The following is a 12,585-nucleotide window of genomic DNA, read 5'->3' on the forward strand; positions in this document are numbered from 1 at the left end:
CGTGCCGGGTCCGGCCTGCTCGGCCACCGGGTCGCCGCGGTGCCCGGTCACCGGGTCACCACCTCGTACATCTGCCGGAACGTCCGGGTCTCCAGCAGGTCGACCACCGGGACACGTCCGCCGACGAGGGTCTCCACGACGGTCACCAGCCGCAGGAGCAGTACGGAGTCCCAGTCGGCGAAGTCGTCCAGCGGGCGGTCCAGGTCACCGGGTCCGACCTGGAGGCCGAGTTCCTCTTCCAGGAGGGTGCGGAACGCGTCGATGTCGGCGAGGGCGGTGGTCATACGGGATCTCCGTCGAACGGCCCGAACGCGGCGGTCAGCCGCAGATGGGCGGGGGCGGGGGCGGGGTCGGAAAGGTCGTGCCGGAAGACGACGGCGTTGCGGTCGTCCGGGTCGGTGCCGGTGACGGCGAAGCCGTGCTCGGCGTAGAAGGAGGCGAAGGCGGAGTTGCGCGGGGAGGGCGCGTAGCGGCCCGTCACGGCGCGCGCGCCGGTGTTGCGGGCGTACTGCAGCACCGCCGCCACGCAGGCGCTCTCGATGCCCCGGGAGAAGACCCGGCAGGACAGCACGAAGTTGTCGATGCGCAGTACGTCGGCGTCGCGCCGCAGGAACAGGGCGCCCACCAGCCCGTGGTCGCCGAACCGGTCGCGGGCCCGCACCGCGATCACCTGCCGGCCCGGCTGCCGCGTCCGGGCCGTGACCTCGGGCGCCTGGAGTCGCTCGGTGGCCAGGTGGAACTGGTTGGTGCGCAGGGTGAGTTGGGAGACCCGGCCGATCTCGGACTCCTGCGGCGACCGCAGGACGACCTCCAGTCCGATCCCTTCGAGGTAGTCCTGGTAGGAGCCGAAGTCCTCGCGGAAATCCTGCCGCAAAGCTTCGGTGCGGTAGCGTCCGGCGCGTTCCAGGTCGGCTTCGGTCAGCTCGAACAGGTCGAACCAGCCGTCGGCCAGCAGCGCCGTGGGATGCAGTGCGGGCTCCTCGTCGACCCGGACGACGGCGACCTCGGGCAGTTGCTCGGCGACCAGTCCGCATTCGAAGGGACTGTCGTCGACGAAGACGAAGCTGTCGAGGCCGAGCCCGAGCCGGTCGGCGATGTCCCGCAGATTGTCGTGCTTGGCCTTCCAGTTGGCGTTCACCCGCACGAAGGCGTCCTCGCGGAGCACCATGGCCGGGTGGGTGCGAAGCGTCTCGTGCACCGTGTCGGAGTCGTTCTTGCTGCTGACGGCCAGCAGCACGCCCTGCGAGGCGAGTTGCTGAAGGACCCGCTGGAACTCCTGGAACGCCTCACCCTTGAGGCCGGCTCCGAGCTCCACACCCGCGGGCCCCTCCTCGCCGAGCACCCCGCCCCACAGCGTGCCGTCCAGATCCAGCACCAGGCACTTGCGGGTGCGGCCCAGCCGGGCGCGTACGACGTGGGCGGCCTCGCGGGCGTAGGCGGCGAGCAGCGGGTGCGACAGCCGGGCCCGCGCGTACTGCGCGGTGCGGGCGTCCCAGGCGGGAACGCCTTCCGCCACCAGTGGGTCGAGATCCACGGCGACCACGCCGGGGTGCTGTTCGGCGAGGAGCAGCAGCCCTCGGTTGAAGTCCCGCCACACCGCGCCCAGTCGCGCCCGGGAGCGCAGGTCGAGAAGCTGGTGACTGTGGCGGCGTGGCAGCGGCACGGTGTTGAGGACCAGCAGGCCGTGCCCGGACTCCTGGTGGGCGCGCACCGCGCCGGCGATGAGCGACAGCCGGGCGCGGGCGGCGGCCTCGACGTCCTCCACCCGCCAGGGCACGGTCACGTCGTCGAACACCGTGTGCGCGTCGAGCAGGCACAGTGTCAGCTGCGGCTGGTCCTCACCGGCCGCGGCCGGCCGCATCAGGTCCTGGAGATACGAGCCGTAGGGACTGACCTGCGCCTCCAAAAGCAGCCCGTGCCGCGCCAGTTCGGCGGTCAGCGGAGCCACCAGGGGAGCCACCGTGGAGTGTCCCGTGACCTTGACGGTGACCACCGGCACGTCGGTGTGACGGCAGACCTCCTTGGGGTCCAGCCGGGCGAGCAGCTGCCCGGCGGCCGGCAGGTCTTCCGGCGGCATACGGGCCAGCAGGGTCCTGACCCGCCCGTACTCGGCGGCCAGGGTGCCCGTCCGGTGCAGGGCACGCAGGGCGGCGAGGGCGCCGGGGTCCAGCCAGGTGCCGGGCGAGTCGGCGACGCGGTGTTCGGTCTCGGTCATGAACGCTCCAGTGCGATACCGGTCTTGATCCACTTGCTGGACTCGATGGCGACCGCGATCGCGCGCCCGGGGCCGTCCCACTGCCGCAGCAGCTCGTCGAGCTGGAGGAAGGGCAGGGCGTTGCCGTTGTTGCCGACGGTGCGCACCACGTTGACGCGGCGGGCGTCCGGGGCGGGCATGCCCGCGGAGATGCGGTCGCTCATCCGGCCGGAGAGCTGTGGCGGCAGCAGGAAGTCCACCCCGTCGGCGCCCCAGCCGAGGTCGTCCAGGAGCTCCCAGAACATCTGCTGTGCCATGACGGGTACGGCTTCCTCGATCGCCTTGTAGTCCTCGAAGACCGCGGCGCGCTCGCTGTGCCGGTCGCCCAGCCCGAACCAGTCGATGACCTGGCCGGGCTCCCGGCCAAGTCCCACCAGCCGGTTGAGGATCTGGGGGATCTCGATGCCGTGGCCCAGGGCCTCGGTGCTCATGACGGCGGCGCCGGCCCCGTCACCGAACAGGACGTAGTTGACGAGTTCGGCTGAGGTGCGGCTGCCGGGGTCGAAGTCGGTCTCCAGGTGTTTGGCGCAGACGTCGCCGCCGATCACCAGCACGGTCGCGCAGCGCCCTGCCAGCAGGAGGGTGCGGGCCACGTCCAGTGCCTGGATGGCGCCCGCGCAGCCGGACTGGAGCTGGTAGGTGGGCACGTTGTCGATGCCGAGCCGGTCGGCGACGATGTTCACGGTGGCGGGCATCAGGTGGTCCGGGGTGGCCGTGCCCATGACGACGCAGTCGACGTCGCCCGGTTCCAGGCCGGCTTCCGCCAGGGCCCGGTCGGCGGCGGTCGTCGCGATGTCGGCCAGGCTGTGCCGGACCTGGCCGGTGGCGAGGTCGACGGCGAAGTACCGGCTGGTGTTGCCGATGAACATGTCGGCCCAGGTCGCGTCGACCCCGACGAGTTTCGCCAGGGTCGCGTTGTCCACCGGGTCCCCGGGGAGGCAGGTGCCGACCGAGGCCAGGTAGGCGGTGGGGGAGGGCATCAGCGGCTTCCTTCCGCGGTGGCGGGTACGGCGGCGGCGCCGCCGTCGGTGAGTTGACCGCGCAGGTACCTGACCAGGTCGGCCACGGTGCTCAGGTGGGCGAGGAGGTCCTCGATCGGGAGCGGGCCGAGGTGCGGCAGGGCGTCCTCGACGCGGGTCTTCAGTTCCATGACGCGGATCGAGTCGAAGCCCAGGTCCTCGTGCAGCCGGTCGTCGTCGCGCACCTGCCGTGGGTCGTGCCCGCCGACCCGGCACACCAGACGGCGTGTCAGGGCGGCGAGGGGGTCGGGCGGATCCCCCGCCCGGGCCGGCGGGCACTGTTCCCCGCGGCCCGTGCCACTCGGGGCCGCGGAGGTGTCCGCGCCGCTGGGGGCGGCGGGCGCGGACGCTTCGGAACGCTCCGGCGCGGCGCCGGAACGCCAGGAGCGGAACGACTCGTCGAACACGTACGGCGGCAGGCGGCGGGGCACTCGGTCCGGCTCGGCGTACAGCAGGTCCCAGTTCGGAGTGAGCCCGGCGCACCAGAGTTCCCCGAACAACTGCTGAGGGCGGTGCTCCGGCGCGTGGTCGCCGGGATGCGCGCTGTGCAGGCTCACGGGGTGGCCGCCGTCGGCTTTCAGCCGTGACAGCAGCGGGGTGAGGACGGCACGCGGGCCGATCTCCACGACGTGGGTGACGCCGGCGGCCAGGAGCGCGTCGGCTGCCTCGGCGAACCGGACGGGCTCGGTGATCTGCCGGGCCCAGTAGTCGGCGTCCATGGTTTCCGGGCCGGTCAGCTCACGGCCGTGGACCGTCGAGAAGACGGGCAGGTGGGCAGGCCGGCCGGGAACTTCCGCGCACACGCGCCGGAAGTCCTCGACCACGGGTTGCATCAGCGGCGAGTGGAAGGCGTGCGAGACGGCCAGCCGCCGTGCGGGCACCGCGCGCTCGGTCAACTGCTCGTGCAGCGAGGTGAGTTCGTCAAGGTCGCCGGCGACCACCGTGGCGCGCGGTCCGTTGACGGCGGCCACGCCGAGCCGGGTTCGTCCCACCAGCAGGGGCTCGACCTCGGCGGCGCCCAGGCTCACCGCGAGCATCCCGCCGTCCTCGGGGAGCTTGTCCATCAGCTCCCCGCGGCGGGCCACCAGCCGGGCCGCGTCGCCCGGGTCCAGGGCGCCGGCCGCGCAGGCGGCGGCGAACTCGCCGATGCTGTGCCCGATCACGGCCGACGGGGTGACCCCGGCCTCGGTCAGGGTGGCGGCCAGCGCGTATCCGACGGCGAACAGGGCGGGTTGCGCCAGCCTGGCGCGGTGGGCGTCGGTGTCGCCGTCGAGCACCAGGTCGCGCACGGACCTGCCGACGTGCGGCGCGAGCAACTGGTCGATGTTGTCGAGGTGACGGGCGTAGGCGGGGCAGGAGCGGTACCAGGAGGCGGTCATCCGCGGATGCTGGGAGCCCTGTCCGGTGAACGCGAACGCCACCGAGGGACCGCGGCGCCCGCCGTCCGCCCGAGCGGACTGCTCGGCGCGTCCCGCCGCCTCGCGCAACCCGGCCACCAGGGTGGGCAGATCGGCCGCGGCCACGGCAGCCCGGTGCCCCATCCGCGACTTGACGCGGTTGCTGCTCCAGCACAGCTGCGCCAGCTGGTTCTCCGGACGGCGGGCCAGCGCGTCGGCCTGTGCCAGCAGGTTCGCCCGCAGCCGGTCCGGCGTACGGGCGGAGACGGTGAACACGCCGGGCGCCGGGCGGGGACTGCGGTGCACCGAGCGGGGCGCCGAGGCGAGCACCGCGTGGGCGTTGCTGCCGCCCATGCCGAAACTGCTCACCGCCGCGTGCACGGTGCCCGACGGCAACCGCACCGGCGACTTCGGCAACGACAACCGGCGTGTCGCCAGATCCAGTTTCGGATTCTCGTCGTCGGCGAAGCGACTCGGGGGCACCGTGCGGTGGTGCAGCGCCAGGACGGCCTTGATGAGTCCGGCGATCCCCGCCGCGCCCTCCGCGTGCCCGAAGTTGCTCTTCACCGAGCCGAGCGCGACGCTGCCGCCGCTGCGGCCGCTGGTCAGTTCGCCGAGCGCCTGCGCCTCGATGAAGTCGCCCAGCAGGGTGCCGGTGCCGTGCGCCTCCACGAAGCGGATGTCGTCGGCGGTGACGCCGGCCCGCCGCCACACGGACTCGATGAGCTGGTGCTGCGCCCAGCGGTTGGGCGCGGTGATGCCGTTGCTGCGCCCGTCCTGGTTGATGCCGGTCTCCTTCAGCACGGCGTACACCGGCTGGCGGTCCGCCACGGCGTCGGCGAGCCGGCGCAGCACCAGCACCGCCACGCCTTCGGCCCGTCCGATCCCGTCGGCGGCGGCGCTGAAGGGCTTGCAGCGGCCGTCCGGTGCCGAGAGGCCGGCCTGTGTGTAGAAGATGTTGATGACGGGCGTCATGATCAGGTTGGTGCCGGCGGCGAGCGCGTGGTCGCACTCGCCGGCGCGCAGGGAGTTCACCGCCAGGTGGACGGCCACGAGGGAGGAGGAGCAGGCGGTGTCCACCGCCAGGCTCGGACCCTTGAGGTCGAGGTGGTAGGAGACGCGGTTGGCGCCCATGAAGTAGCCGTTGCCGGAGCCGTGGCGGGCGGTGATCCGGTCGTAGTCGGCGAGTTGCAGGAAGGCCCACTCGTTGGCCATCACGCCGACGAAGACTCCGGTGTCGGTGCCGGCGAGGTCCTGCGGGGCGAGTGCGGCGTCCTCGATGGCACGCCAGGAGCTCTGCAGCAGCAGGCGTTGCTGGGGGTCCATGGCGGCCGCCTCGCGCGGTGCGATCCCGAAGAAGCCGGGGTCGAAGGCGTCGGGGTCCGCGATGAACCCGCCGCGCACGGTGTTGCTGCGTCCCGTGGGCCGGGCTTCGGTGGCGCCGTGTCCCGTGCCGGGTGCGGCGGAGTGGTGGCGGTCGGCGTCCCACCGTGCGGCGGGCACTCGCTGGGTGCCGTCGCGTCCGTCCATGAGGAGTGACCAGTACTCCTGGGCGTCGCGGGCTCCGGGGAAGCGGCAGTCGAGGCCGACGACCGCGATGGGTTCGCGTGCGGTCATGAGGGCTCCTGCTGGTGCTTGGCCTTCTCGGCCAGGAGTCCGGCGAGGTGGTCGGCGATGGCGTGGACGGTCGGGTAGTCGTAGGCGATGGTGGGGGCGACCGCGAGCTGGTGGTGTTCCTCGATCTCCCCGCAGATGCTGATGGCCGCGACCGAGTCGATGCCGTAGTCGGCCAGGGGGGTGTCGGGGTCGATGTCGTGGGGCGCCCGGTGCAGGTGGAAGGCGACGCGCTCGGTCAGCCACGCTTCGAGGCCGACGACGTCGTCGTGTGTCAGGAAGCCGTTCAGGAGGGGGAAGGCGGTGGGTGTGACATGGGCGGATCGCATGGCGGCTGCTCTCTTCGGATCTCGGTGGCGGAAGGAACGGGTGTCTTCGCGGTCCGCGCACCCGCGGTGCGGCGGCTGGTCGGGAGCCGCACGGGGGAAGCGGGTGCCGGTGCCTGTTGCGGAGCCGCCTCAGTGGTGGGGTGACGCGGCGGCGGCGGCGGCGGTGGGTTCGGGGGCCGGGTCCGCGGCGGGCACAAGGGCGGCGACGGCCGGTTCCAGGTGCCGGTGCAGCACGGGCAGCGCGCCGTCCAGGAACAGTTGCCGCATGAGGCTCCGCTGCGTCTTGCCGCTGGTGGTCTTGCGGATCACGCCGGGCCGGACCAGCACCACGTTGACGGCGGACAGCTGGAACTGGCGGCTGAGGAATGCCCGCACCGAGGCCGCGAGTGCGGGCAGCGCCTCCAAGTCACCGGTCGCCTGCGGCCGCAGTTCCTGCACCACGACCATGTGGCTGCGGTCGGAGGCGTCGTCGGTGACGCAGAAGACCGCTCCGCCGCCGCGCCGGAAGGCGTCCGCGGACTCCTGCACGGCCTGCTCGATGTCCTGGGGGTAGAGGTTGCGGCCGTTCTGGATGAGCATCTCCTTGATCCGCCCCGTGACGTACAGCTGGCCGTCGAGCAGCGCCCCGAGGTCGCCGGTGCGGAAGTAGCCCTCACGGCCGTCGGCGGTCGACGCCCGGAAGGTCTCGGCGGTGAGCGCGGGCCGGTTCCAGTAGCCGGCCGCCACCGAAGGCCCGCGCAGCCAGATCTCCCCGACGTGTCCGTCCGGCAGCACCCGCAGGGTCATCGGGTCGACGACCAGGACCTCGGTGTCCTGCGGGCGGCCGCAGCTGACGAGGGTGCGGGTGGGACGGTCGGTGCGGGCGGGCCGCAGCTCGTTCTGCTCCAGCGCGTGTGCGTCGACGCCGAGTTCCACGTGCGGGGCGTCCGGGTCGTCGCCGGACACCAGGAGGGTGTTCTCGGCCAAGCCGTAGCAGGGCAGTACGGCCTGCGGGCGAAGACCGTTCGTCGCGAAGCGCCCGATGAACGCGCGCAGGGTGTCGGCGCGCACCGGTTCGGCTCCGTTGAGCGCGACCCGCAGGCTGGAGAGGTCCAGCCCCGCCGACTGCTCCTCGGTCACGCGCCGTACGCAGAGTTCGTAGCCGAAGTTGGGTGAGGCGGTGCCCTCCACCCGGTAGTCGTGGATCATGCGCAGCCAGCGGACCGGCTGCTTGATGAACGAGATCGGTGACATCTGCACGCTGGTGCCGCCCACCCACAGCGGCTGGAGCGTCATGCCGATGAGGCCCATGTCGTGGTAGAGGGGAAGCCAGCTCCCCGCCACGACGCCTTCGGGTGTCTTCATCGCCGCGCGGATGGCCTCCTGGTTGGCGGCGAGGTTGGCGTGGGTGACCATCACGCCCTTGGGTTCGCTGGTGGAACCGGAGCTGTACTGGAGGAAGGCGACGTCGGTGTCGCGCACTCCGGGCGGGGTCCACAGGCCGGGGTCCGCGCCGTCGTCCTCGCCGGCGCCGGTGGCCAGGCACGCCACGTCCTGTTCTCCGGTGGCGGCCAGCCAGGCGCTGATGGCCTGCCGGTAGCCGGGCAGCGTCAGCACCGCGCCCACTTCGGCGTCCTGGAGGATGCCGCTGACCCGGGCCAGCCGTTCGCCGGGCTCGTCGGGCAGCGGGGCGGGGATGGCCGTGCGGCCCGCGTAGAAGCAGCCGAGGAAGGCCGTGACGAAGTCCAGGGTCGGCGGGTAGAGCAGCAGCACCGGGCGGCGGGGGTCGCCCTTGGTCGCGTCGCGCAGCCGGGCGGCCACGACGCGGGCCCGGCGGTCCAGTTCCCCGTAGCTGAGCTCCTCGGCCCGCATGTCCGGGCCGTCCTCGTGCAGGTAGACGAACGCGGCACGGTCGGGGTGGTTCTGGGCGCCTGCGCGTACGGCGTCCGTCAGCGTTCGGTGGTCCGGCTGGTGCGGCACAGACAGTCCTTCCCGTGGTCGGTGACCGGTGCGATGCACAGCGCCTCGGAAGGCACCGAGTGCCACCGGTGGGTTCAGCCTTGGGGTGCCGTGAAAAGCAGACGTAAAGAGGAAATTGGTGCGCACGTCACGGGTTCGGGGTTCTGAGGACGGCCGTCACCCGAGCCGATACAACGGTGGGTGTGCGGAACGGCACGATCAGTGCTGGCACGCAGTGCCTGGCGAAGCGGTGAAGGAGGGCCCGATGGCGGACAGGGACCGGATGCGCGAGGGCGAGGCGAGCGGGGGTCGCGTCCCCGACGCGGGCCCACCGCCCGGGAGCCGCGTGCCGGGCGGCGGGCCGCTCGCGGTGGGGCCGCTGTCCGCCTCGGACCGGCGCGCCGTCCAGGAGGCCGTACGGCGGCGCGGCCACGTGGTCTGCCACGGCCGGCTCGGTGACTGGGGGCGGGGCGCCCACACCGGGTCCGCGGTGCGTGCGGTGCTCGGTCCGGACTGGAGCCGGTACCAGCGGGCCCGCGAACCCCTGGTACGGGTACGGCTGTTGGGCTCCCGGCTGCTGCTGCGGCACATCGTGGCCGTCGTCGGCGGCACCGATCCGGACCGGGTCGTCATGGACCGCGACGACCGCGGCCGGCCGGTGCTCCTTCGGCCCGCCGGGCTGGATGTCAGTATCAGCCACACGTCGGACCGGTTGGTGGTCGGCGTCGCGCGCGGTCACCGGATCGGTGTGGACGTCGAGGCGTGGGACCGCCCTCTGCTGGCGGCCGGACTGGCCGAGAGGTTCTGCCACCCGCTGGAGATCGCCGAGTTGTACGCTTTGCCGCCCGCCGAGCGGAACCTGAGACTGGTCCGGCTGTGGACGCTGAAAGAGGCGTACACGAAGGCGCTCGGCACGGGACTGGCGCACGACTTCCGCCGCCTGCGCCTCTCTCCCGACCCCCAGGACGGGACCTGGCGGCTGGGCACCACGGCACCCGGCTGGGATCTGCGCTGCGACCGCGTCGAGGGGGACTTCCTGATCGCCGGGGCGGTGGGGCCGTACGGCGGACAGGGCGCGGTGTGCAGACGAGCGCGGCGGACAAGCGGGTGAGACGCGGCGACAGGCCGCGACGCCGGCAGTGAGCACCCTGCGCAGGGGGTCCGGGGCGAGTGGGCACCTGCACGGACGTGGCGCTGTGCACTCAGAGCGGGTTCGGCGCGTGTGGCGGCTGGGGGCTAGGGGGCCCATTCGGCGGATGGGGAGGGCGGCCCGCCCGAGCATGGAGCAATCAAGTCAAGTCTGTATCGATACACCGTTGACTCGATTGGTGGGCGGGTCTAGCGTCTTCGGGACACGGCACAAGCACGGCACCCGGTTCACGCACCTCCTCTCCCCTCCGAGGAGCGCTATCCGTGACAACTCAGCCACGCCTTAAGCTCGTTGGGCAGCTCACCCGGTCCGCCCACCCGCGCCGGTCGCGTGTCCTCGCGGTCCTGCCGGTGAGTCTCCTACTCGTCGTCCTGGACACGTCGCTGCAAGGCGTGCGGGGCTGGAGCCCGTTGTGGGCGGGCTGCCTGCTACTGCCCCTGGCGACCGCCCAGTTGGCCTTCTCGCCGCCGGCGACACCGGCGGCCGTCAGCACCGTCTTGCGCCAGGTGGGCGGCGCGCTCGGCGTCGCGCTCCTCGGGCCGGCGCTTCCCGTCGCCCACCGCTACGACGTCGACGACCACCTCGCGCCGCTGCCCGCGCCGCTGCGGGCCACGGCGCGGGAGTCCGTCGCCGGTATCCGCACTGTCGCCGACGAGCCGGGTGCACTTGGTTCCGGGCTCGCCGCCCGTGCCGACGACGCGTTCGTGGCAGCCAGGCACCCCTTCATGGCGGCCAAGCACCTGACGACCCTGGTCGCCGCGGGCGTCACCCTTTCCCCGGGCCCTCGTCACCTGCTGCCGCTGCCGCTGCCGCTGCCGCTGCCGCTGCCATCGCGCACACGTGCCGCGGCACCCGGCGCGGAGGCGGCCGTCGCCCACCGACAGCTCCACCCCACGGAGGTCTGAACCGCATGCCGCAACACGCCGACCGTCCGGCGGCCGACCCGGGAAACAGCCCCCGGGGCGGCCGCCGACGTGATCCCGCAGCCGACCGGGCGATCCTCGACAGCACACTCGGTCTGCTCGGCGAGGGACGCAGTTTCGGCGACCTGTCCATGGACTTGATCGCGCAGCGCGCCGGCGTCGCACGCGCCACCATCTACCGCCGCTGGAGCAACAAAGAGGACCTGGTGCTCGCCGCGCTGAGCACCCTCGACCTGCCCGTCCCGCCGCTGGACGGACTCGGACTGCGAGACCGGCTCGTGACCCTGGTGGACCAGCTGCGCCACCGCGGCCAGGACACCAACCTGCACCGCCTGATCGGCAGCCTGCTCGGTGAGGCTGTACGCCGGCCCCAGCTGGTGGAGCAGTTCGAGGACACCGTCGTCGCCGCCCGGCGCGAAGCCATCGTGCGGACGTTGCGGGACGGCATCGCACGCGGTGAGCTGCGTGCCGACCTCGACCTGGACGACGCGGTCGAGCTGCTCACCGGACCGATGGCCGCCCGGTTGATCCTCCGCCAACGCCCCGTGCCGACGGCCGCGTTCGCCGAGACCATCGTCGACACCTTCCTGAACGGAACTCGCGCCACTTGTGCCGGCGCAGGACCCGGCACGGCACCGGAGCACCTTCCACCTCCCCAGGAGCCGCCGCAATGAAGTTTCTCTTCGACGACCCCGCCTTCGACTACCAGGCGCTGCGCGCCGCCGGCTACGCCGACTACGGCGGTGCGCAGCTCGGCGAGGTCATGGCGACCGCCGCGCACATCCCCGACGGCGACACCGAGGCCTGGCGCCGGGCGTGGAGCACTCTGGCCGACCGCGTGCACCGGCTGGGCACCACGGCGCGGGAGGAGGGCCGCACCGTCGACGCCCGGCACTCCCTGCTCCGGGCCCACAACTACTACCGTACGGCCGAGTTCTTCCAGCGTGAGCAGCAACGCGACCCGGAGGCGCTGCGGTTGATGCGACGGTCCACGGAGTCCTTCGCGGACGCGGCCGCACTCATGGACCGTCCGCCGCAGTTCCTCCGTATCCCCTACGAGGACACCTCGCTGCCCGCCTACTTCTACCGGGCGGACGACTCGGACGGGCCCAGGCCGACCATCATCCACCACGGCGGCCTCGACTCCACCGTCGAGGAGGGGTACTTCTTCGTGGCGGCCGCGGCTCTCGCTCGCGGGTACCACTGCCTCTGCTTCGAGGGTCCGGGACAGGGCTCGGTCCTGCGGGAGCAGGGACTCGTCTTCCGCCCCGACTGGGAGAAGGTGGTCACTCCGGTCGTGGACCACGCGCTGTCCCTGCCCGGTGTGGACCCGGACCGGCTGACACTGGTCGGCACCAGCCTCGGAGGGCTGCTCGCGGTACGGGCGGCGGCGTTCGAGCACCGGCTGGCCGGTTGCGTCGCCCACGATGCCGTCTGGCAGCTGGGCGACGTCGTCGGGCTGCCCCCCTTCGTACTGGAGTGGGTCGAGCAGGACTGCGACGCCTTCGCCGACCCGGTGATGTGGGGCATCGCCGCTCAGCAGACCTTCACCCGCTGGCTGATGCGGCACTCGATGTGGACGTTCGGAGTCGACACGCCCTCCCAACTCCTGCGTAGGCTGCCCGCGTTCGGGCTGGCGGACGTCATCGGTCAGGTGCGCTGTCCGGTGCTCGTCCTCGACGCGGAGGAGGACCTGTTCTTCGCCGGCCTGGAGCACGCGAAGAAGGTGTACACGGGCCTCAACTCACCCAAGACGATGCACGTGTTCACCGCCGACGAGGGCGGCGGGGCGCACTGCCACTCGGGCGCCATGCGGCTCTTTCACGACAAGCTCTTCGCCTGGCTTCTGGAGACACTCGGGGCCGCGGACCGGCGGACGATGGCCTGACCGAACGACCACGACAGCCGTCGGCACTGCCGGCGGCGGGCACGCACTCGACGACACCGGCCTGGACGGCCCG

Annotated in this window: 10 protein-coding genes; 4 read left to right on the top strand and 6 right to left on the bottom strand. The window is 72.5% G+C overall.

The annotated features are described in order from the left end of the window. Nucleotides 1-47: 47 nt before the first annotated feature. From ACWGIS_RS16260 to ACWGIS_RS16285, 6 genes are all read right to left on the bottom strand, one after another. The gene (locus ACWGIS_RS16260) at nt 48-284 is read right to left on the bottom strand and encodes a phosphopantetheine-binding protein (RefSeq protein WP_453363060.1); all 237 of its coding nucleotides are present in this window, start codon (nt 282-284) and stop codon (nt 48-50) included. Further along, a complete protein-coding gene (locus ACWGIS_RS16265) occupies nt 281-2,215 on the bottom strand; it encodes an HAD-IIIC family phosphatase (RefSeq protein WP_453363061.1) in 1,935 nt (644 codons plus the stop codon). The genes ACWGIS_RS16260 and ACWGIS_RS16265 overlap by 4 nt, the downstream gene beginning before the upstream one ends. Next, complete coding sequence (locus tag ACWGIS_RS16270) at nt 2,212-3,234, bottom strand: 3-oxoacyl-ACP synthase III family protein (protein ID WP_453363062.1); 1,023 nt, start codon at nt 3,232-3,234, stop codon at nt 2,212-2,214. The genes ACWGIS_RS16265 and ACWGIS_RS16270 overlap by 4 nt, the downstream gene beginning before the upstream one ends. Then, nucleotides 3,234-6,287, bottom strand: coding sequence for a type I polyketide synthase (locus tag ACWGIS_RS16275; protein ID WP_453363063.1), 3,054 nt, complete (start codon nt 6,285-6,287; stop codon nt 3,234-3,236). Before ACWGIS_RS16275 ends, ACWGIS_RS16270 begins: the two co-directional genes overlap by 1 nt. After that, nucleotides 6,284-6,613 carry an acyl carrier protein gene (locus ACWGIS_RS16280; protein WP_453363064.1) on the bottom strand — a complete coding sequence of 110 codons (330 nt, stop codon included), beginning with the start codon at nt 6,611-6,613 and terminating at the stop codon, nt 6,284-6,286. The genes ACWGIS_RS16275 and ACWGIS_RS16280 overlap by 4 nt, the downstream gene beginning before the upstream one ends. Before the next feature lie 129 nt (nt 6,614-6,742). Further along, the gene (locus ACWGIS_RS16285) at nt 6,743-8,572 is read right to left on the bottom strand and encodes a fatty acyl-AMP ligase (RefSeq protein WP_453363065.1); all 1,830 of its coding nucleotides are present in this window, start codon (nt 8,570-8,572) and stop codon (nt 6,743-6,745) included. A 244-nt stretch (nt 8,573-8,816) separates the two neighbouring features. On the opposite strand from ACWGIS_RS16285, the gene ACWGIS_RS16290 reads away from it, so the two are divergent. The 4 genes from ACWGIS_RS16290 to ACWGIS_RS16305 all read left to right on the top strand — a co-directional run bounded on the left by ACWGIS_RS16290 (nt 8,817) and on the right by ACWGIS_RS16305 (nt 12,512). Continuing rightward, nucleotides 8,817-9,662, top strand: coding sequence for a 4'-phosphopantetheinyl transferase family protein (locus ACWGIS_RS16290; RefSeq protein ID WP_453363066.1), 846 nt, complete (start codon nt 8,817-8,819; stop codon nt 9,660-9,662). Between the two features lie 389 nt (nt 9,663-10,051). After that, the gene (locus tag ACWGIS_RS16295) at nt 10,052-10,606 is read left to right on the top strand and encodes a hypothetical protein (RefSeq protein WP_453363067.1); all 555 of its coding nucleotides are present in this window, start codon (nt 10,052-10,054) and stop codon (nt 10,604-10,606) included. Between the two features lie 5 nt (nt 10,607-10,611). Continuing rightward, nucleotides 10,612-11,298, top strand: coding sequence for a TetR/AcrR family transcriptional regulator (locus tag ACWGIS_RS16300; RefSeq protein WP_453363068.1), 687 nt, complete (start codon nt 10,612-10,614; stop codon nt 11,296-11,298). Then, a complete protein-coding gene (locus ACWGIS_RS16305; RefSeq protein WP_453363069.1) occupies nt 11,295-12,512 on the top strand; it encodes an alpha/beta hydrolase family protein in 1,218 nt (405 codons plus the stop codon). The genes ACWGIS_RS16300 and ACWGIS_RS16305 overlap by 4 nt, the downstream gene beginning before the upstream one ends. The last annotated feature ends 73 nt before the right edge of the window (nt 12,513-12,585 follow it).

The sequence above is a fragment of the Streptomyces sp. NPDC054842 genome (assembly GCF_053611025.1).

What these genes read in the sequence shown, in the direction of transcription:
- ACWGIS_RS16260 (WP_453363060.1), bottom strand. Translation starts at nt 284, where the DNA reads ATGACCACCGCCCTCGCCGACATCGACGCGTTCCGCACCCTCCTGGAA.
- ACWGIS_RS16265 (WP_453363061.1), bottom strand. Translation starts at nt 2,215, where the DNA reads ATGACCGAGACCGAACACCGCGTCGCCGACTCGCCCGGCACCTGGCTG.
- ACWGIS_RS16270 (WP_453363062.1), bottom strand. Translation starts at nt 3,234, where the DNA reads ATGCCCTCCCCCACCGCCTACCTGGCCTCGGTCGGCACCTGCCTCCCC.
- ACWGIS_RS16275 (WP_453363063.1), bottom strand. Translation starts at nt 6,287, where the DNA reads ATGACCGCACGCGAACCCATCGCGGTCGTCGGCCTCGACTGCCGCTTC.
- ACWGIS_RS16280 (WP_453363064.1), bottom strand. Translation starts at nt 6,613, where the DNA reads ATGCGATCCGCCCATGTCACACCCACCGCCTTCCCCCTCCTGAACGGC.
- ACWGIS_RS16290 (WP_453363066.1), top strand. Translation starts at nt 8,817, where the DNA reads ATGGCGGACAGGGACCGGATGCGCGAGGGCGAGGCGAGCGGGGGTCGC.
- ACWGIS_RS16300 (WP_453363068.1), top strand. Translation starts at nt 10,612, where the DNA reads ATGCCGCAACACGCCGACCGTCCGGCGGCCGACCCGGGAAACAGCCCC.
- ACWGIS_RS16305 (WP_453363069.1), top strand. Translation starts at nt 11,295, where the DNA reads ATGAAGTTTCTCTTCGACGACCCCGCCTTCGACTACCAGGCGCTGCGC.